12 protein-coding genes are annotated in these 18,627 nt (G+C 61.1%); 7 read left to right on the forward strand and 5 right to left on the reverse strand.

The features are described 5' to 3' along the window. The first annotated feature begins 316 nt into the window (after window positions 1–316). Window positions 317–2,449, forward strand: coding sequence for a PQQ-dependent dehydrogenase, methanol/ethanol family (locus CXK96_RS19240; RefSeq protein ID WP_102838033.1), 2,133 nt, complete (start codon window positions 317–319; stop codon window positions 2,447–2,449). 277 nt (window positions 2,450–2,726) lie between these two features. Further along, entirely contained in the window at window positions 2,727–3,995 is a 1,269-nt protein-coding gene (locus CXK96_RS19245; RefSeq protein ID WP_102838034.1) for a carbohydrate porin, read from the forward strand. Between the two features lie 63 nt (window positions 3,996–4,058). Here the strand turns inward: CXK96_RS19245 and CXK96_RS19250 are convergent, their stop codons facing one another. Next, window positions 4,059–4,646, reverse strand: a complete 588-nt coding sequence (locus CXK96_RS19250; RefSeq protein WP_102838035.1) for a glutathione S-transferase family protein — start codon at window positions 4,644–4,646, stop codon at window positions 4,059–4,061. Next, window positions 4,643–5,071 carry a VOC family protein gene (locus CXK96_RS19255; protein ID WP_102838036.1) on the reverse strand — a complete coding sequence of 143 codons (429 nt, stop codon included), beginning with the start codon at window positions 5,069–5,071 and terminating at the stop codon, window positions 4,643–4,645. Before CXK96_RS19255 ends, CXK96_RS19250 begins: the two co-directional genes overlap by 4 nt. 111 nt (window positions 5,072–5,182) lie before the next feature. On the opposite strand from CXK96_RS19255, the gene CXK96_RS19260 reads away from it, so the two are divergent. After that, entirely contained in the window at window positions 5,183–6,085 is a 903-nt protein-coding gene (locus CXK96_RS19260) for a LysR family transcriptional regulator (RefSeq protein WP_102838037.1), read from the forward strand. A 56-nt stretch (window positions 6,086–6,141) separates the two neighbouring features. Here CXK96_RS19260 and CXK96_RS19265 read toward each other — a convergent pair whose 3' ends face one another. Both CXK96_RS19265 and CXK96_RS19270 read right to left on the reverse strand, forming a co-directional pair. Further along, window positions 6,142–7,968, reverse strand: a complete 1,827-nt coding sequence (locus tag CXK96_RS19265) for a sensor domain-containing diguanylate cyclase (RefSeq protein WP_102838038.1) — start codon at window positions 7,966–7,968, stop codon at window positions 6,142–6,144. A 139-nt stretch (window positions 7,969–8,107) separates the two neighbouring features. Continuing rightward, window positions 8,108–10,108: a TonB-dependent receptor family protein gene (locus tag CXK96_RS19270; protein ID WP_102838039.1), complete on the reverse strand. Its 2,001-nt coding sequence runs from the start codon at window positions 10,106–10,108 to the stop codon at window positions 8,108–8,110. A 543-nt stretch (window positions 10,109–10,651) separates the two neighbouring features. On the opposite strand from CXK96_RS19270, the gene CXK96_RS19275 reads away from it, so the two are divergent. Together CXK96_RS19275 and aldA are read left to right on the forward strand one after the other, a co-directional pair. Continuing rightward, on the forward strand, window positions 10,652–12,808 hold the full coding sequence (locus CXK96_RS19275) for a PQQ-dependent dehydrogenase, methanol/ethanol family (RefSeq protein ID WP_102838040.1): 2,157 nt from the start codon (window positions 10,652–10,654) through the stop codon (window positions 12,806–12,808). Between the two features lie 16 nt (window positions 12,809–12,824). Beyond that, the gene (gene aldA, locus CXK96_RS19280) at window positions 12,825–14,261 is read left to right on the forward strand and encodes an aldehyde dehydrogenase (RefSeq protein WP_102838041.1); all 1,437 of its coding nucleotides are present in this window, start codon (window positions 12,825–12,827) and stop codon (window positions 14,259–14,261) included. A 99-nt stretch (window positions 14,262–14,360) separates the two neighbouring features. On the opposite strand, the gene CXK96_RS19285 is transcribed toward aldA, so the two are convergent. Further along, complete coding sequence (locus tag CXK96_RS19285; protein WP_102838042.1) at window positions 14,361–16,271, reverse strand: sigma-54-dependent Fis family transcriptional regulator; 1,911 nt, start codon at window positions 16,269–16,271, stop codon at window positions 14,361–14,363. 420 nt (window positions 16,272–16,691) lie between these two features. Between CXK96_RS19285 and CXK96_RS19290 the strand changes: the two genes are divergently transcribed. Both CXK96_RS19290 and CXK96_RS19295 read left to right on the forward strand, forming a co-directional pair. Continuing rightward, window positions 16,692–17,324, forward strand: coding sequence for a TetR/AcrR family transcriptional regulator (locus tag CXK96_RS19290; RefSeq protein ID WP_102838043.1), 633 nt, complete (start codon window positions 16,692–16,694; stop codon window positions 17,322–17,324). A gap of 48 nt (window positions 17,325–17,372) precedes the next feature. After that, entirely contained in the window at window positions 17,373–18,356 is a 984-nt protein-coding gene (locus CXK96_RS19295) for an MDR family oxidoreductase (protein WP_102838062.1), read from the forward strand. Window positions 18,357–18,627: the final 271 nt, after the last annotated feature.

The raw sequence follows: 18,627 nt of genomic DNA on the forward strand, positions 1-18,627 counted from the left end.
ACCCCTTACCCGCTCCAACGCAGCAACACCCTGCTAGGACGATGTACTGCGACTCTCTGCGGAGCGTTACCGCAGCGACGCTACCGTCATTAGCGCTGGCAACCCAAACGCAACCAAACCGGATTTCTAGTTATAGAAGTTTAAATAACTAATCCAAAAGCAGTGATATACGCACACCCATGTTGCTCGCCATTACAGCGCGCATCAGTGGAAGCCGCTTTGCCAATAAAACAAATATCAGAAGAGTTTTAGCAGCGGACGCTCGTTTAAGGAATGCCTGAAACGAGAAAAAACCCCATACAAGGAAATAATAAAAATGAAATTCAAACAGTCGAGTTTAAGGGTACAGATAATCATGGCGGCCTCGCTTCTTGCGGTCACGCCACTGCACGCATCAGACAGAGTCATTACCGACAAGGAATTGTCTGACGAGTCGAACACCAGCGATTGGCTGGCTTACGGGCGGACACACTCTGAACAGCGATTCAGCCCGCTCAAAGACATCAATGTAAACAATGTCAGCGGGCTCAAGCCTGAGTGGTATGCGCCACTGCCGGATCGATCCGATATCGTCGGAACACCTTTGGTTGTCGATGGCGTCATGTATTACGTCGGTGAAATGAACAGGACACGTGCATTCGATGCACGCACGGGCAAGATGCTTTGGGAATATGACCCACAAGTTTCCAAAGAGATCATCGACAACAACATGAAGAAGGTCTTCTGGAAGCATAACCGCGGCCTTTCAACCTATGGTGACAAACTTTTCATCGCCACTTGGGACGGCCGTCTGATTGCGATCAACAGAAAAGACGGCAAGGAAGTCTGGCAGACCCGAACCTTCGATCACGACCAGCCGTTGAATATCACAGGCCATCCCAAGGCCTTCGACGGCAAAGTATTTGTAGGCAATGGCGGAACAGAACTTGGCCCGATGCGCGGTTATGTGACCGCCTATGATGCCGAAACCGGCAAACAGGTCTGGCGTTTTCATATCGTGCCTGGCAACCCTGCCGATGGATTCGAGGATGCTGCTCAGGAGATGGCTGCCAAGACCTGGACTGGCCGGTGGTGGGAAAACGGTGGGGGCGGAAATGCCTGGCATGGCTGGACTTACGACGAGAAATACAACCAGCTCATCTTCGGTACAGGTAACGGTGGGCCATGGAATATCAAGGTGCGTAGTCCAGAGGGTGGCGATAACTTGTTCCTGTGCTCTCTCGTGGCTGTAGATGCGGATACAGGCGAATACAAATGGCATGTTCAGACTGCACCCGGTGACACCTGGGACTACAACTCAAACATGGACATCGTGCTGGCCGATCTGAAGATCGATGGCAAGGATGTTGATGCTCTATTGCATGCGCCGAAGAACGGCTTTTTCTATACGATTGACCGCTCGAACGGTAAAGTCCTGTCCGCTGAAAAGTTCGTAGACGCTAACTGGTCTACCAAGTATGACTTGAAAGAACAGCGCCATATTGTTGCGGAAGACGCCAGGTATCCTGATGGGGAAAAGAATATCTATCCTTCGGCATTCGGCGCTCACTCATGGCATGCGATGTCTTATAACCCTGAGTTGAATCTTGCCTTTATACCCACCAACCATTTAGGCAACACCTTCAAGGACGACGGCAAGGATACGAAGCCTGGCCACAAGATGGCGAGCCACAAACTCTATCTGGGCCTGACCGGATGGGAATTGACCAAGGACCCGCATGAATCTCGTGGTTCCTTGCAGGCCTGGGATCCAGTCAAGAATGAGCGTGTGTGGCAAGTAAACCAGAAGAGCCCGTGGGGTGGCGGAACCCTGACCACGGCCGGCAACCTGGTTTTCCAGGGCCAGCCTGACGGCATGTTGAAAGCCTACGATGCGCGCACCGGCGACGAACTTTGGTCTTATGACGTGGGCCTTGGTATCTCTGCACCACCGATTACCTACAAGCTGGATGGCAAGCAGATGGTTTCCCTGCTGGTGGGTCCTGGTGGTGCATTGGCCTCCAACTTCGGCGGCTCCGGTGAACTGGGCTTTGAAAGCCATGGCTGGAAATACGGTATGCACGAGCGCCGCATCATGACGTTCTCGCTCGACGGAAAAGCGGTCGTTCCCGAACAGCCTGCACCGCAACTTACCAAGCCAATCATCGACGAGAAGTTCAAGGTCGACGCCAAGAAAGCGGAAGCCGGCGCAGGTGCTTTTGCGGAAAACCTCTGTGTTGGCTGCCATGGCGCCGGAGCGGTCGCGGGGATGAAAGCACCCGATCTGCGGGAGTCGCCAATCCTGCTATCAGGCAACGAAAAAGCCTTTGAGCATGTGGTGCGCGGTGGCGCGTTGCTAGCCAATGGCATGCCCAAGTTCCCGGATTTGACGGATGCCGAGCTGGAAAGCATTCGTCACTTCGTTCGCCGGCAAGCGCACGACGGTGTGAAGTCGGGGGGAGGGCATTAGTCCTTCAACGCCAAACCGATCACCTATCCGGTAATCCCGAAAAGCGATTGAGTTTGGATAAGCCCGAATCCAAGTGATGGAACGAGCATGCCACAGCGTTCACTCGCGACCGGTTCGGGCTTTTCAAAACGGTAAACACCGACAACGCAGCCAGCGTTACCGAGCCACAGGTAATGACCCATGAGCACAAGCGCTTGCGAATACCGTTCATGCCATAGGCCTTCCAGCTAACGATATTCGCGACGCTCCGCATCGTCACATCCGAAGGATCAGAACAATGACAACAAGCCTGCGCTTCGGCAGCGGCATTCTCGCCGCCTGCCTGATCACTTCTGCCCACGCGGCCGAGTATTCCCCCGATCAGTTCCTCTTCGGCGACTGGAACGGCAGCCGCACCCGCCTGCATGAATCCGGCGTCGACCTGCAGATCACCTACGTCAACGAGCTGGCCTGGAATACCCAGGGCGGCGATGACCATACCGGTACCTACTCCGATCAGCTGATGTTCGATGCCGCGCTGGACCTGGACAAATTGCTCGGCTGGTCCGGCGCCGGATTCCGCTTCACGGTGGTCAACCGCAACGGCGAGAACCTCAACGCCGAGGCCGATCTCGGCGTCCTGCTGCAACCCCAGGAAATCCATGGCTACGGCAGCGTCACCCGGCTGGTGCAGTTCTATTACCAGCAGGCGCTGCTGGACGACCGCCTGCTGGTCAAGCTCGGCCGTTTGCCCATGAGCGGCGAGATCTACCCCTTCGCCTGCCCGTTCCAGAACCTCGGCTTTTGCGGCACGGTGCCCGGCTATGTCACGCCGAACTGGTTCACCTGGCCGATCAGCCAGTGGGGCGCCACCGCGCGTTACCAGCTGGATCAAGAGTGGTCGCTGCAGACCGCGCTTTATCAGGTCAATCCGCGTTTCACCGAGCGCGAGCAGGGCCTGAATTTCGGCAGCCCGTCGGGCACCACCGGCTACCACGCGGTTGCCGAACTGGGCTGGACGCCGACCTTCTCCGGCCAACCCGGCGCCTACCGTCTGGGCCTCTGGCGCAATACCGGCGATTTCGAGGACATCTACCGTGACGCTGCCGGCCGGCCGATGGCGCTGTCCGGCGCGCCAGCCGCCGAACACGACAAGGCCACTGGCGGCTATCTGATGGCCGAACAACAGCTCTGGCAGAGCAGCGCGGTGGCCGAACGACGCTTGAAGCTGTTCGCCAACTTCATCCAGTCCGACCCGGACGTGACCTATATCGAGCGCATCTGGCAGGTTGGCGGCATCCTCTCCGCCCCCTTCGCCTCGCGCCCGCATGACGAGCTCGGCCTGGGCCCCGGCCGCCTGGAGATCAACGACGACGCCGGCAAGCGTCGGCGTGAACAGGGCGAGCCGGTGCCGCACGTGGAATACCCCGCGGAACTCTACTACCGCGTCGCCCTGACGCCCGCGCTCTCGCTGACGCCGAACGTCCAATACTTCCACCAGCCCGGCGGCTTCGAAGAGGCGCAGGACGTGGTAGTCATGGGTCTGAAGACGGTGGTCAGCTTCTGAACCCATAGCGCGAACGGCGACCCGCGCTATCGGGTCGCCTGTGCAGTCAGCGCTGCTGCAGGGTCAGGGCTTGGGCAGATAGCCCGGCAACGCTTCCAATCGCTTCATCCAGTCCGCCACGTGGCTATACGGCGTGAGATCCACATCGCCCTCCGGTGCCAGCACCACATAGGGGTAAACCGCACAATCGGCGATGGTGGGCCGGTCGAGCGCCAGCCAGTCGTTGTGCTGCAGATGGTCGTCCAGTTGTTGGAGCACTTCCGGTGCCTTCGCCAGCGCCGCGGCCTTGTCCAGTGGATAACCGAACTTCTGCACCAGCCGCGCTGCATTCAGGCTGTGCTGGATCTCGTTGGCGGTGAAGGACAGCCATTGCACGATCTCCGCCTGCCCGCGGGGATTGTCCGGCCACCACGCCAGGCCGCCATAAGCGCCCGCGAGATAAACCAGAATGGCCTGCGAGTCGCGAACGACATGCCCGGCGTCATCCAGAATGGGTAATTGCCTCAGCGGGTTCAGTTCGGAAAGTGGCGGCCTCTTGTGTTCGCCATTGAGAAAATCGACGGCTATCAGCTCCAAATCGATGTCTGCCAGCGCTGCGAACAGCCGCACCTTGTAGCAATTGCCGGACGGACCCAGGTCGTACAGTTTCATTGCGCACCTCCTCTGATGAGCTGATTGAATTCAAGAACGTTGCCGTCGGGGTCGCGAATGAACAGCGCGATCCGTCGCGGGCCGATTGGATGCGGCCCCTCGGTAATGACGATGCCCTGCTGGTCCAGCCAGCCCTGAAGAGCCTCCAGATCATCGACGATAAAGGCAGGATGAGTCATGCCGGGCCGCTTGACCGGCGCATCCAGCAGCACGTTGTGCGAGTCCTGAGCACGCGCACCGTTGAAGATCAGGTTGATGCGCACGCCATCCGGGCTGAGCATTTCATTCGCCTCGAACAGCGGAAAGCTCGCGCTTTCGACGAAGCCCAGCGCCTGGTAGAAGGCCATCGCGCGCGGCCTGTCGCTGACACGAATGCCGATGTGGTCATAGGCGACAATGCGAGCGGGACTGGCTGACTGATTCATGTGCGAAACTCCAAAGACCTCAGTCCCTGCAGTCTCAACCGGAAAGCGGTTTTCTCCTATGCTGCCACCCTGACAACATCTATGCAGCAATCGCACTAATCGAAGGTGGCAATGGACAAGCTCAAGGCGATGGCCAATTTCGTGAGGATCGTCGACAACGGCAGTTTGAGCTCGGCGGCTGAGGCGACCGGGCAGTCGGTGGCATCAGTGGTGCGCTCGCTGGCCGCGCTGGAGCGCCAGCTGGGCGTACGACTGTTGAACCGCAGCACACGGCGCATGGCGCTTACTGACGAAGGCACGGAATATCTCGCCTGGAGCCGTCGCATGCTGGCGGACTTCGCCGACATGGAGCAGCGCCTGGAGGCCAGCGATGGCGCCGTGCGCGGCCTGCTGCGTATCACCGCGCCGATGGAGTTCGGTCAGCGTTACGTCGCACCGCTGGTGAACGAATTTCTCAAGGAACATGCAGAGATTCGAGTCGAGCTGAACCTGAGCGACCAGATCGTCCCGCTGCTCGACGAGCGCCTCGACCTCGCGCTGCGCATCGGCCACCTGCCCGACTCAGCCATGGTCGCCCGGCAGATCGGCAGCACCCGCCTGGTCACCTGTGCCAGCCCTGAATACCTGAGCGCCGCCCCGCCCATCGACACACCGGCCGCCCTCGAGGACCACGCCTGCATCGCCTTCGCCGGCCAGGGCCGCCACTGGTACTACCGCCACGGTGAAAAGGAACAGGCCGAAGAGATCACCCCACGTCTGACCTGCAACCAGATCCGCGCTGCCAGCCTGGCCTGTGTGCAGGGCGTGGGCATCACGCGCCTGATGCACTATCAGGTCGCCGATAAACTGGCTGACGGTCGTCTGGTGAGGCTTCTTCGGGATTACGAACCTGAGGACCTGCCGATCCAACTGGTCTACCCCCACGCCTTGCAGCTGTCGCCTAGGGTGCGGGCCTTCGTCGAATGGGCGTGCCCGCGATTGGAGCGCTTGATGCCGGGGCCGGATGAGAGATAAAGGGTGCGTTCAGCCGGTTAGCTGCAGTGGACTCCTCTCACAGCGAGCCCTGCTATTCATGCGTACTCACTAAGCGCCAGACAAACCTGATTGCGCCCTTGCGCTTTCGCTCGGTACAAGGCCTCGTCGGCAGCTTTGGCGTAGGTTAGCGGGCTGTCGCCCGTCGTGGGAATCCAGGCAGCGACGCCGATGCTGACCGAAAAGCGAATAGAACTGGCAGGCAGTTCAAGCTCCAGCTCGGCCACAGCGACCCGAATCTTTTCGGCAATGGCCTCAGCACTAGCTGCACTCATGCCGTAGAAAATTACCGCAAACTCCTCTCCGCCAAGACGAGCCGCAAACTCGTTATCGCGTCGGCTGAATGTCGCAAGCGTAGCGCCCAGCACAGCGAGACATTCGTCCCCCACACCATGACCGTACTGGTCATTGATACGCTTGAAGTGGTCGATGTCGAGCATCAGGAAGGCGAGACACTGGCCTTCCGCACGGCCCCGCTCGATCGAAGCGCTCACCCGTTCCTCGAAGCCGCGCCGATTGCTGACGCCAGTGAGCGGATCGGTGCTGCTCAACCGACGAAGCTCCTGATTAGCTTGCTCCAACTGGTGCGTTCTCGAAGCGACTCGGTCTTCGAGCAGTGCATTGGCTTGCTCCTGCGCGACCAACAGCGCTTTCTGGGCGCGCAAACGGGAGGCTTTTTCTCGGTTGATGCGATCGGCCAACGCGATGGATAGAAGCAGGAATTCCAGTACGAAGCCCATCAGTTGAGCGGAACGCACGTAGCTGCTCATGGGAATCAAGCCTGCCATTGCCAACGTGAGGCACAGCGTGGTCGCAACCAACCCTGACCACGCGACGAGGAAGAAACCTGCAGAGGCATTACCCCGCAACCAGACGAGGAAAGCGATGGATAAGGCCAGTACACAGGTAATGAAGCCGCCGTGCTCGATATAGAGGTAGCCCATGGCCCAAGGGTTAACGACAGATACCAGCGCGGCGACACCCCAGTAAGCAATCACCAGATTGCTCAGACGCAGAACCCAGCCGCCTTCACCCTTGAGGTTCAGAAACTGCCGTTCGAAAAGACCTGCTGCGAGGAATGCCAAGCTGACGGAGAGGAAGTTCGAGCGTTGGGCGAACCATTGCCAGTCTGACCAAAGGAAGTACGGACCGTAGCCATACTCGCTTGCGACATAGAACGCGGCCGACGCCAGATACCAGCAGTAGGAGATATACGACCGGTCTCTGGTGAATATAAAAAGCGAGGCGTTGTACAGCATCATGACCAGCATAGCGCCAAAGAAAGCGCCCATACGCAGGTTCTCGTTACGCTCTTCCAGATTGAACGCGGCCAGGTCGATGAGCCGAATGGGAAGAACCATAGGCTGCGTAGCCTGCAAACGCAGGTAAACCTCAGCTGCACCGGGCGGCAGCGTGAGAGGCAAAACCAGTACTGGACTCTTGAAAGCCCGTTCTGACGGGGTGACAGTACTGCCGGTGCTGACCACCTCCGACCAGCCACCACTGGCATGGCCCAGCACTCGCGCTTCGACTCTTTCAAAGCTCCAGTCGATGAGGAGCAAGCGCCTCACCGCGTCCGGGCTGGGATTGACGAGGTGAAAACGCACCCATGCCCCCGCTGGCTGGTAGCCGATGTTGAGGGTCGGTTTTTCGTTTGATTGCCATGCACCCGCATAGGCGGCGCCGGCTACTGCGCTGAATGTCTCGGAATCAGGCGCAATCAGATACTCGAGGTTGATATCCCGGTTGTCGAAAGACTGCGCGGTTGAAAGGTCGGTTATGGGTAACGCATAGGAATTGGCGCTACCCCACCCCAAGACTGACAGGGCAAACACGCATACAAGGCAAACCAGAAGTCGCTGCATGTTGGCTGACGCGCTCGGAAAATGGAGGATGCGAGTGGTGGCTCATGCGATACGACCTCTCGGTCTGATATCGACCGATCGCCGCGCAGCTTGATAGCTGCGAACGCACCCACAGCGCATCGCCCCAAGATTCAGGCCATTAGTTGAAGGTCAGCTTCGCCCCCGCATAAATCGTCCGCCCTGGAGCAGGCTCGTAGTAGCGGCCGAAGTTATCGTTGATACGCAGGTTGTCGTAGTAGTCGCGGTCCAGAAGGTTGTCGATGCCGATGTAGGGCTCCCATCGCTGATCGCCCCACACCATCCGCCAACCCAAGCGGGCGTTGGTTACCGCGTAGCCGGCCACGCGGTCGCGGTTGGCGTTGTCCGCGTACTGATGGTCGTAGGCATTGACGTTGACTCGTGCATACCAGTCGTCACGGTCATAGCTGACTTCGGCGAACAGGCTCTGCCTCGGAATCCCCGGGATGCGGTTGCCGTCGTAGCCCTGGAATTGGTCGAAACGGTAACGGTTGTAACTCCATGCACCGGTCAATCGCCAGTAGTGTCCCAGCAACCAATCCCCGCTGAGTTCGACACCGTCGCGGCTTGAACGCCCCGCGTTGGTGTAGAAGGTGCGTCCGTCGACTTCCGGCACCAACTCATCTTCGATACGCATGCTGTAGAGCACCGCTTCGTAGCGCAATCCCGGATACTCACCTTTGAAGCCTATCTCGCGGTTGACCGCCTGCGCTGGGCCAAGCGATGGGTTGAAACCGCCCCCGGTTGGGTTGGCCATTTCGTTGATGGTCGGCGTCTCGAACGATGTCGCGTAACGCATGTAGGCCACATGATGGGCGTCCAGTTGCCGGCTCAGCCCCAGACTGTAGTTCCAGTCATCCAGGTTGCGCTCGCCCGAGGCATCGCCGTCGCTCAGGTAGCGGTCCTTGGCTTCGAGCCGCACGCTGTCATAGCGCACGCCGGCGGTGAGCAGCCAGGCGTCGCCCAGGCTCAGCTGATCTTCGATAAACACACCCCGGCTGTCCGCTGTTTCGCGCTGGCGCTGAGTCAGGGCGCCGGTGATGCCGCCGGGCAGGTTGTCGTTGCGCGAGCGCTCGTCCCGCTGGCTTTCCAGGTCCATCCCAACGGTCAACTGATGTGGCAGGCCCGCCAGTTCCCGGTTAAAGGTGCGCTGGGCACCCACTCCGGCAAACCAGCGGTCGTAGGCTGTCTGGCCGTTGTTCTGCAACGGGAGGCGGTTGCTGAACTCGCGCTGGCCGTAATAACTGCGCAACTGGTAGGTATCGCCGCCTGCGGCCTGGCCATCCCAGACCAGCGAGAGGCGCTGCTGCTCGACAGTTTCGTCAGCATCGAACTGAAGGCTCTGCGGCCGCGCCTGGGAACGCTCCGCCCGGACCTGGTCCAGGTTCAGCCCACCGGGATCTTCGGCTCGGTTGTCGATCGCATGCAGGGTGAGGCCGAGCGTGCCGCCCTCCCCTTGCCAGCGCAGCTTGCCGGTGAGGTGGTTGGTTTCAGCGGTACCGTGCGTGCGATAGCCGTCGAGCTGTGTGGCGTTGACGGCGAGCAAGGCGCCCAGTGATCCGGCGCTGCCACTGGTTTCCGCGCGCATGCGGCGATAGCCCAGCTCGCCGCCGGTCACCTCGACCTGCGTGAACGGCGTATCCCCTGGCTGTCGCGTCTGGATCGCCAGTACGCCACCGGCAGCATTGCCGTAAATGGTCGACGAGGGTCCGCGGATCACCTCGATGCGCTCCACCAACGAGGTATCCAGCCCATCCATTTCGGTCTGCCCGTCAGGCATGGTCAGGGGCACCCCGTCGACCAGCACCCGCACGCCACGAACGCCAAAACTGGAACGGGAACCAAAGCCGCGAATGGACAAGCGCATGCCCTGGGCCAGGTTGTAGCGGCTCTGCGAAAGCGCGCCCGGCACAGGCCCGAGCAGGCTGTCGAGGGTGAGCAGCTGCTCACCCGGATGATCCTGCGCCGACACGGCGGATACCGCCATCGGCAAGGTAAACCAGTCGGACTCGGCTCGGGGCGAGCTCACCAACAGGGGATCGAGGGTGAGCGGTTCGCTCGTCTGCGCGAGCAATGGTCCGGTAGGCAACAAGAGCGATCCGGCAAGTAAGAGTCGATACATGGTTGAACCTTGTTGTTATGGGGTGACGTGGCTGTCGCCAACCGCTGTTGCCAGGCAAACCACTGAATTGCCCTGGCCAAGAGGACGCGATTGGGCAGCCTCGGGAACAGGCGCACCGGAACGCGCGTTCAAAGTACAGAAACCACCCGATGCGGAAAACCCTGCAGAGGCCTGTGCGTCTTTAACGCAACGCACATGCCAAGCAAGCCTGAAGACGTCACTCGTTGCCGTTTACGCCTCCGCAACGGCTTGCCAGCCGGCAGTCCTGCTGCCTCGGCAGGCCATTCTCAATCGCCGCCTCTGCATCCAGTCTGCGGATAACAGGCTGGGAGGCGCGCGCCTTTGTCGCAGCCGCGCGACAGTTGTCGCAGCCGCGCAACGGTTTGGTTGCGACAAGCCGCGTAAGCCGCGGCGACCGCGACCCGCGCCAGCCAGCGCCATAGCTGGCTTTGCTGCCAAATCGAAACGGCTGGCACAGCGGTTGCTCTCCCTGAAAGACCTGCCCCACGGGGCGGCCAGACCAATAACAAGAGAGAGCCTGCGATGAAGCACCTAGATCCCTACCTGGGCCGACGGCCCACCACACTGCTTGGCGCCAGCCTTGCCGCCCTGCTGTCCCTGCCGCTGCACGCCGCCGAAGTCGACGGTAAACGCATCGCCAATGCCGACGCGGAGCCCGGCAACTGGATGAGCCACGGCCGTGACTATGGCGAGCAGCGCTTCAGCCCGCTGAAGAAGATCACCGACGCCAACGTCGACGATCTCGGGCTGGCCTGGAGCTACAAGCTCGACATCGACCGCGGCGTGGAAGCCACGCCCATCGTGGTCGACGGCGTGATGTACACCACCGGGCCGTTCTCCATCGTCTACGCACTGGATGCACGCACCGGCAAGGAAATCTGGAAGTACGACCCCAAGTCCGACCGCGCCCGCGCGGGTGAGGCCTGCTGCGATGCGATCAACCGCGGCGTGGCCGTGTGGAAAGGCAAAGTCTACGTCGGCGTGCTCGACGGTCGCCTCGAAGCCATCGACGCCAAGACCGGAGAGCGCGTCTGGTCGGTCGACACCCGCTTCGACAAGGACCGCAGCTACTCCATCACCGGCGCGCCACGCGTCGTCAACGGCAAGGTAGTGATCGGCAACGGCGGCGCCGAATTCGGCGTGCGCGGCTACGTCACCGCCTATGACGCCGAGACCGGTGATCAGGCCTGGCGCTTCTTTACCGTACCGGGTGACCCGGACAAGCCCGCCGAAGGCAAGGGCATGGAGATCGCCAAGAAGACCTGGCACGGCCGCGCCTTTGTCGAACAAGGCGGCGGTGGTACGGCCTGGGACTCCTTCGCCTATGACCCGGAGCTGAACCTGCTCTATATCGGTGTCGGCAACGGCTCGCTGTGGGACCCGATCTGGCGCAGTGAGGGTAAGGGCGACAACCTGTTCCTGTCCTCCATCGTTGCGGTCAACGCCGACACCGGCGAGTACGTCTGGCACTACCAGACCACGCCGGGCGATGCCTGGGACTACACCGCCACCCAGCACATGATCCTGGCTGACCTCGAGATCAAGGGAAAACAGCGCAAAGTGCTGATGCAGGCGCCAAAGAACGGCTTCTTCTACGTCATCGATCGCGCCACCGGCGAGCTGCTGTCGGCCGAAAACATCGTGCCGATCAATTGGGCCAAGGGCGTCGATCTGAAGACTGGCCGGCCCATCGTCGACGACGAAGCCGCCGCTTACTGGAAAGGTGAGAAGAAGGCGAAGCTGGTCCAGCCGGGCTTCTGGGGCGCGCATGACTGGCACCCCATGTCCTATAACCCGAACACCGGGCTGGTCTACATCCCGGCGCACATCATGTCGGCGTGGTACGAGCACGTGCCGGATGCGCCGGCGCGCAACAAATTCAAGAGCATGTACCAGCTGGGTCTGAAGACCGGAATGATGCCCGAGGACCCGGAAGGCCTGGGCAAGTACGCCGACACCTGGTCCGGCAAGCTGATCGCCTGGGACCCGGTCAAGCAAGAGCAGGCCTGGGAAGTGCCCTACGTCACCATCTTCAACGGCGGCACCCTGAGCACCGCCGGCAATCTGGTGTTCGAAGGCAGCGCCGACGGTCGCGTCATCGCCTATGCCGCCGACACTGGAGAGAAGCTCTGGGAGCAGCCGGCCGCCAGCGGGGTAATGGCCGCGCCCATCACCTACAGCGTGGACGGCGAGCAGTACGTGACCTTCATGGCGGGCTGGGGCGGCGCCTTCTCCACCTTTGCCGGCGCCCTCTCGCTGCGCGCCGGGGTGCAGCCCTATGCCCAGGTGCTGACCTACAAGCTCGGCGGTACGGCCGAACTGCAGGAACCGGCACCGCGTGAAGATGCGCCCAAGCCACCGACGCTAACCGCCGATGCCGCCACCGTCGAGGCCGGCGCCAAGCTTTATGACGGCTACTGCTCGCAATGCCACGGCATCCACGCAGTCAGCGGCGGCGTGTTGCCGGACCTGCGCATGCTCACTCCGGAAAAACATGAGCAGTTCCTCGGCATCCTCCACGGCGCACGCATCCCCGATGGCATGCCCTCCTTCGCCGAGGCGTTTGATCGCGAGCAGATGGAGCAGATCCATCAATACCTGATCAAGCGCGCCCACGACCGAATCGAGCACGGCCCGAACGACCTGCCCCAGCCGACTCAGAAAACGGCCAGCAACTGACCCTCAGGAGAGTGACATGACTGACGCAACGACCTACCAGAACTACATCGACGGCGCCTTTGTCGCCTGCGACAACCTCATCGAGGTACGCAACCCGGCCACAGGCGCGGTGCTGTCCCGCGTGCCGGAATCCGACGCCGCCACCGCCGAACGCGCCATCGCCGCCGCCCGCGCTGCGCAGAAAGCCTGGAGCCAGAAGCCCGCCGTCGAACGCGCGGGTTACCTGCGCGCCATCGCCAGCAAGATCCGCCAGAACGCCGAGCGCCTGGCCCGGGTCATCACCGAGGAAGGCGGCAAGATCCAGAGCCTGGCGCTTGTCGAAGTCAACTTTACCGCCGATTACCTCGACTACATGGCCGAGTGGGCGCGCCGCATCGAAGGCGAGATCATCACCAGCGACCGGCCGGGCGAAAACATCTTCCTGTTCCGCAAACCGCTGGGCGTGGTGGCCGGCATCCTGCCATGGAATTTCCCCTTCTTCCTGATCGCCCGGAAGATGGCACCAGCATTGGTCACCGGTAACACCATCGTCATCAAGCCCAGCGAGGAGACGCCGAACAACTGCTTCGAGTTCGCCAAACTGGTGGCCGAGACCGACCTGCCCAAAGGCGTGTTCAACGTGGTCTGCGGCAGCGGCGCGGGCGTCGGCAGCGCGCTGACCACCAGCGACAAGATCGACATGATCAGTTTCACCGGCAGCGTCGGCACCGGCCAGCGGATCATGGCCGCTGCGGCGCAGAACGTCACTAAGCTCAACCTGGAGCTGGGCGGCAAGGCCCCGGCAATCGTGATGAACGACGCGGACCTGGACCTCGCCGTCACCGCCATCCGCGCGTCACGGATCATCAACACCGGGCAGGTCTGCAACTGCGCCGAGCGGGTCTACGTGCAGCGCGGTGTCGCGGACCAGTTCATCGAGCGCATTGCCGGTGCGCTGGCCGAAACGCGCTATGGCGACCCGATAGCCCAGGCGGACGTGGAGATGGGCCCGCTGATCAACGAGGCCGGGTTGCGCAAGGTCGAGCAGATGGTGCGCACTGCGCAGAGTCAGGGCGCGCAGCTGATTACAGGCGGCGCCGTGGCGGACCTGGGCAAGGGCTTCCACTACCAGCCGACGCTGCTCGCCAACTGTTCGCACGACATGGAGATCATGCGTAAGGAAGTCTTCGGCCCGGTGCTGCCGGTGCAAATCATCGACGACCTGGACGAAGCCATCGCCCTGGCCAACGACTGCGAGTACGGCCTCACATCCTCGATCTACACCCGCGATCTCTCCACCGCGATGAAGGCGGCCGCAGGCCTGGACTTCGGTGAAACCTATATCAATCGCGAGAACTTTGAGGCGATGCAGGGCTTCCACGCCGGGGTGCGCAAGTCCGGCATCGGCGGCGCCGATGGCAAGCACGGGCTGTACGAGTACACCCATACCCATGCGGTGTACATACAGAGCTGAGTGACCTGAGGTGACCAAGAACCCCGCCCCGGCGGGGTTCTTGCTATTCGGCCGAGCAATCGGCCAGCCCACCGAAACTACCGAGTCGCCAGCGCAGCTTCACCTGCGCGGCGCGGTGAGTCCGTGACGGTGGAGCTTGCGATACAGCGTGGCGCGGTTGATGCCAAGGGAACGCGCCGCCGACGTGACGTTGCCGCCGTGCTGCTCAAGTGTCGCTTGTAGATGGGCCGCTTCGGCAGCGTCTCGGGTCGTCTCCAGCAACTGCGCAACGCACGACCGCTCCATGGGCAGCGACATGATCTCTGGTGGCAGGCAATCGAGACTGATCACCCCGTCGTCCGCCAGCGCGACGGCACAGCGCAGCACATTGATCAGCTGGCGCACGTTGCCAGGCCACCCGTAAACGACCAGACGATCCATCGCCTCGGCAGTCAGCTCGACCTGTTCATCACCGGCCTCGCGTCCTAGAACGCGACGGATTAGTCCGGCGCGATCCGCCCGGTCGCGCAAAGCGGGCAGCCTGACCGTCAAGCCGTTGAGTCGGTAATACAGGTCCTCACGGAATTCGCCTGCGGCCACCATGGCGGGCAGGTCACGGTGCGTCGCGCAGACCAACTGCACATCCAGCGCGACCGGCGTGGCGGCGCCCAGCGGCACCAGCTCCCGCTCGGCCAGCACGCGCAGCAGGCGCGTCTGCAGGTGCGCAGGCATGTCGCCAATCTCATCGAGAAACAGCGTCCCGCCATTGGCCTGCTCCAGCTTGCCCTTCATCCCCTGCCGGCTGGCGCCGGTAAAGGTCCCGGCGCGATAGCCGAACAGCTCGCTCTCGATCAGCGACTCCGGAATCGCCGCGCAGTTGAGCGCCACGAAGGGCCCCCTGGCGCGCACGCTGCTCTGATGGATCGCCCGCGCAAAGGCTTCCTTGCCGGTGCCGGTCTCGCCGGTCAGCAACAATGAAATATCCCGATCGAGCACGCGCCGCAGCTTTTGGACGGAGCGTTGCAGGCCTGGGTCCTCCCCGGCCAAGTCTTCAAGCGTAGGCTCTACCGGAATGACGTTCAGGCCGCGCTCGCTTCTGGCGCGCGGCGCGGGGGGCAACGGCATACGTAGCGTGACCTCCGCGGACCCGCCGGCCAGCCGTAACGATGCGCTGCGCTGGCCGCCGTGCGTCAGGGTGATCAGCTCATCCAGTGACATGGACAGAACATCCTGAACCGCCTCCCCCAACAGCGTGTTCCCTGGGCCCGCGGCCATGAAGGCGGCGCGATTGGCGCCGAGGATCCGGCCTGCCGCATCGAGCGCCAGCAAGCGCTCATTACCCAGGTCACCAGCATCGCCGCCCAGAGTCAGCATGGCGCAAGTGGCATAGCGCTGGTGGAAACTGGCGTTTTCGATGAGCCGGGCGTACAGGCTCACCAACTGCAGCGTCAGGTACTGCGCCTGCTTCGGCCCGCCACTGTTGAGGCACGAGGCATTGAGACAGCCCAGCAACGCACCCTGTGGATCGAACAGCGGCGCCACCGAGCAACTCAACATGGCGTTGCTGCTGAGAAAGTGCTCGTCCCGATGGATGATCAGCGGCTGGCCCGCTGCCAGCCCCGTACCGATGCCGTTGGTCCCTACCAGCGACTCGTCCCAGCAACTGCCGACCACCAGCCCAGAATCGGCATAGGGGCTGTACTGCCCGGACAGCCGCGCGTCGAGCGTGATACCGCGGCGGTCACTGAGCAGCACCGCGAACCCGGCAGGATTCAGACGCCGCGACAGCCCTTCCATGCCCTGGCTCGCGATGGCCAGAAAGTCATGATGCTCTTCCTGATGCAGACGGATCTCGTGATGCTCAAGCTGAACGTGGGCGGCAGGTTGAGCCGGGTCAAGTCCGTGCTCGTGGACACTGCGGTACCAGGATTCGGCAATCAGCCGATCCGGGTTGGATCCTCGGTCGGCAAAGTGCGTGGCAACGAATGCAGAGAGTTCGGTTGGAAGCTCTGATGGCGGACGCGCGATCATGCGGGACTCCAGACAAGGCGCCGAGTCGGGCCTTGCGTAATTGTTCGTATCGACTTGAGAACAGCCAAAACCAAGCCTAGCACGGCCACTTCAGGCCGGGCTGCCGCCAGCCGGATTGCGGTCTTTAAGGTGGCCGTTTCGTGATTGAGCTTCGAGGCTGAGAGGCTTGCGTGTTGACGCTGGGGAGCAGCAGATATCGGCCTAGAAGTGGACAGTCAGCCCAAGAAATATCTCTTTCACCTTTTGGTTGCGCGAAGCGCTTACGCAGAACGACCTCGGCAGTAAGCAGTGCTGAGTTGCTGCCATATCCAAGAGCAGCACGTCGAAAAATGTCAACGAAACTGGGCCTAATCAGGGGGCACGAATATTGGCGTCACATTCTCAATTGACATTTGAGACGATCGGTCTAATATCGTCGCCATGACTATAGCTAAGACTCATGCCCGCCGAGGTCGTCCGCCTAATGCCCAAAGAGAGCATGGGGACACTCGCGAGCTGCTATTGCGTTGCGGCATGGAAATATTCGCCGAACAGGGCTTTGCAGCTACGGGCATCGACTCAGTGCTGAAGCGGGTTAGCGTGCCCAAAGGCTCGTTCTATCATTACTTTGATAGTAAGGAAGCCTTCGGGCAGGCAGTGTTGCAACGCTATGCGGATTATTTTGGTCGCAAACTGGATCGTTGGTTGCTGGACGAGACGGAGCTCCCGCTTCGCCGCATACGCCATTTTGTCGACGACGCCAAGGAGGGCATGAAGAAGCACGAATTCCGCCGAGGCTGTCTGGTCGGCAATCTCGGTCAAGAGGTCATTGTTCTACCTGAGAGTTTCCGCAACGAGCTGGAGAATATTCTGCTCGACTGGCAAAGGCGTCTGGCGGATTGCTTACGTCAGGCGGCGACCCAGCGGCAAATATGCCTAAACAGTAACTGCGATGATCTCTCTGCATACTTCTGGATTGGTTGGGAAGGTGCCGTAATGCGCGCCAGGCTGGTACGGGATGCGGCGCCGCTGGAGGTCTTCGCCGCTGGGTTTCTCGCTGGTATCACTAGGTAAATTTTTTTTGACAATTAATAGACGATCGGTCTAAATGAGGAACTGATGATGTTCAAGGCAATTCTTATTGAAAAAGATGCAGAGGCTTATCGGGCTCGCTTGACTGACCTTGATGAAGCGCAGCTCCCTGAAGGTGATGTAACCGTTCGGGTGGCCTACAGCACGCTGAATTACAAGGATGGGCTAGCCATCAGCGGTGGCAGTCCAGTTGTGCGTCAGTTTCCGATGGTGCCCGGTATTGATCTGGCCGGAACCGTGGAAGCCAGCAGCAACCCTCACTACAAGATCGGCGACCGGGTCCTGCTCAACGGCTGGGGTGTGGGCGAAGGGCACTGGGGTGGGTTGGCCCAGAAGGCCAAGCTACGAGCTGAATGGCTGATCCCGTTGCCCGAGACATTGAGCGAACGCCAGGCAATGGCAATCGGAACCGCAGGCTACACAGCAATGCTTTGCCTGTTAGCGCTGGAACGCCAAGGTGTCACGCCGGAGCGTGGTGAAGTGCTGGTTACAGGCGCCAATGGAGGAGTTGGCAGCTTTGCCATCGCGCTGTTAGCGCGTAAAGGTTATTCGGTCATTGCAGCTACGGGGCGTCCGGCCGAAGCGGATTACCTGAAGCGCTTGGGCGCAACAACCATCATTGATCGCAATGAATTGTCCAATCCCGGGCGTGCTTTGGCAAAAGAGCGTTGGGCTGCGGCTATCGACTCAGTAGGCAGCCACACGCTGGCCAACGTATGCGCAGGCACACGCGCAGACGGGGTGGTCGCTGCGTGCGGTTTGGCCCAAGGCATGGACTTCCCAGCGACCGTGGCGCCCTTCATTCTGCGTGGGGTTAGCCTGATTGGTATCAATAGCGTCACTCGTCCCTACAACGAACGTGTGGAGGCCTGGGGCCGCCTGTGCACCGACCTGGACCTATCGATATTGGATGAAATAACCCATGAAATTGGCCTGAGTGAAGCCATACCGGTTGCACACGAGTTACTCGAAGGCAGAGTTCGGGGGCGTGTGGTGGTTGATGTAAACCGGTGAGCACCAGATAACTGCCCTCACCATTACAGATCGCATTTTTATAACGGAGCCGCCATCTTCTAGCTGCGCCAAGAGTTGACTGCCATGGATGTGCAGCGCTCTTGCCAGCGATTCGTTCCTGCTGGCGGTCTCGCGGCGCGAGCCCAAGCGGGATGACGACCCACCTCCGCCGAGGGCAGCAAATCCAGCCGCTCGGACTGAATTCGCTTGGCTTGGAACGTTGCCGAGAAAGACGTCCCAAGCCAGCCAACAACCGGGCGCGCACAGCGGA

The sequence above is a fragment of the Stutzerimonas stutzeri genome (assembly GCF_002890895.1).
Classification (GTDB): Bacteria; Pseudomonadota; Gammaproteobacteria; order Pseudomonadales; family Pseudomonadaceae; genus Stutzerimonas; species Stutzerimonas stutzeri_AB.

What these genes read in the sequence shown, in the direction of transcription:
- CXK96_RS19265 (WP_102838038.1), bottom strand. Translation starts at nt 7,968, where the DNA reads ATGCAGCGACTTCTGGTTTGCCTTGTATGCGTGTTTGCCCTGTCAGTC.
- CXK96_RS19240 (WP_102838033.1), top strand. Translation starts at nt 317, where the DNA reads ATGAAATTCAAACAGTCGAGTTTAAGGGTACAGATAATCATGGCGGCC.
- CXK96_RS19260 (WP_102838037.1), top strand. Translation starts at nt 5,183, where the DNA reads ATGGACAAGCTCAAGGCGATGGCCAATTTCGTGAGGATCGTCGACAAC.
- CXK96_RS19290 (WP_102838043.1), top strand. Translation starts at nt 16,692, where the DNA reads ATGACTATAGCTAAGACTCATGCCCGCCGAGGTCGTCCGCCTAATGCC.
- CXK96_RS19245 (WP_102838034.1), top strand. Translation starts at nt 2,727, where the DNA reads ATGACAACAAGCCTGCGCTTCGGCAGCGGCATTCTCGCCGCCTGCCTG.
- CXK96_RS19255 (WP_102838036.1), bottom strand. Translation starts at nt 5,071, where the DNA reads ATGAATCAGTCAGCCAGTCCCGCTCGCATTGTCGCCTATGACCACATC.
- CXK96_RS19270 (WP_102838039.1), bottom strand. Translation starts at nt 10,108, where the DNA reads ATGTATCGACTCTTACTTGCCGGATCGCTCTTGTTGCCTACCGGACCA.
- CXK96_RS19285 (WP_102838042.1), bottom strand. Translation starts at nt 16,271, where the DNA reads ATGATCGCGCGTCCGCCATCAGAGCTTCCAACCGAACTCTCTGCATTC.
- CXK96_RS19295 (WP_102838062.1), top strand. Translation starts at nt 17,373, where the DNA reads ATGTTCAAGGCAATTCTTATTGAAAAAGATGCAGAGGCTTATCGGGCT.
- CXK96_RS19275 (WP_102838040.1), top strand. Translation starts at nt 10,652, where the DNA reads ATGAAGCACCTAGATCCCTACCTGGGCCGACGGCCCACCACACTGCTT.
- aldA (WP_102838041.1), top strand. Translation starts at nt 12,825, where the DNA reads ATGACTGACGCAACGACCTACCAGAACTACATCGACGGCGCCTTTGTC.
- CXK96_RS19250 (WP_102838035.1), bottom strand. Translation starts at nt 4,646, where the DNA reads ATGAAACTGTACGACCTGGGTCCGTCCGGCAATTGCTACAAGGTGCGG.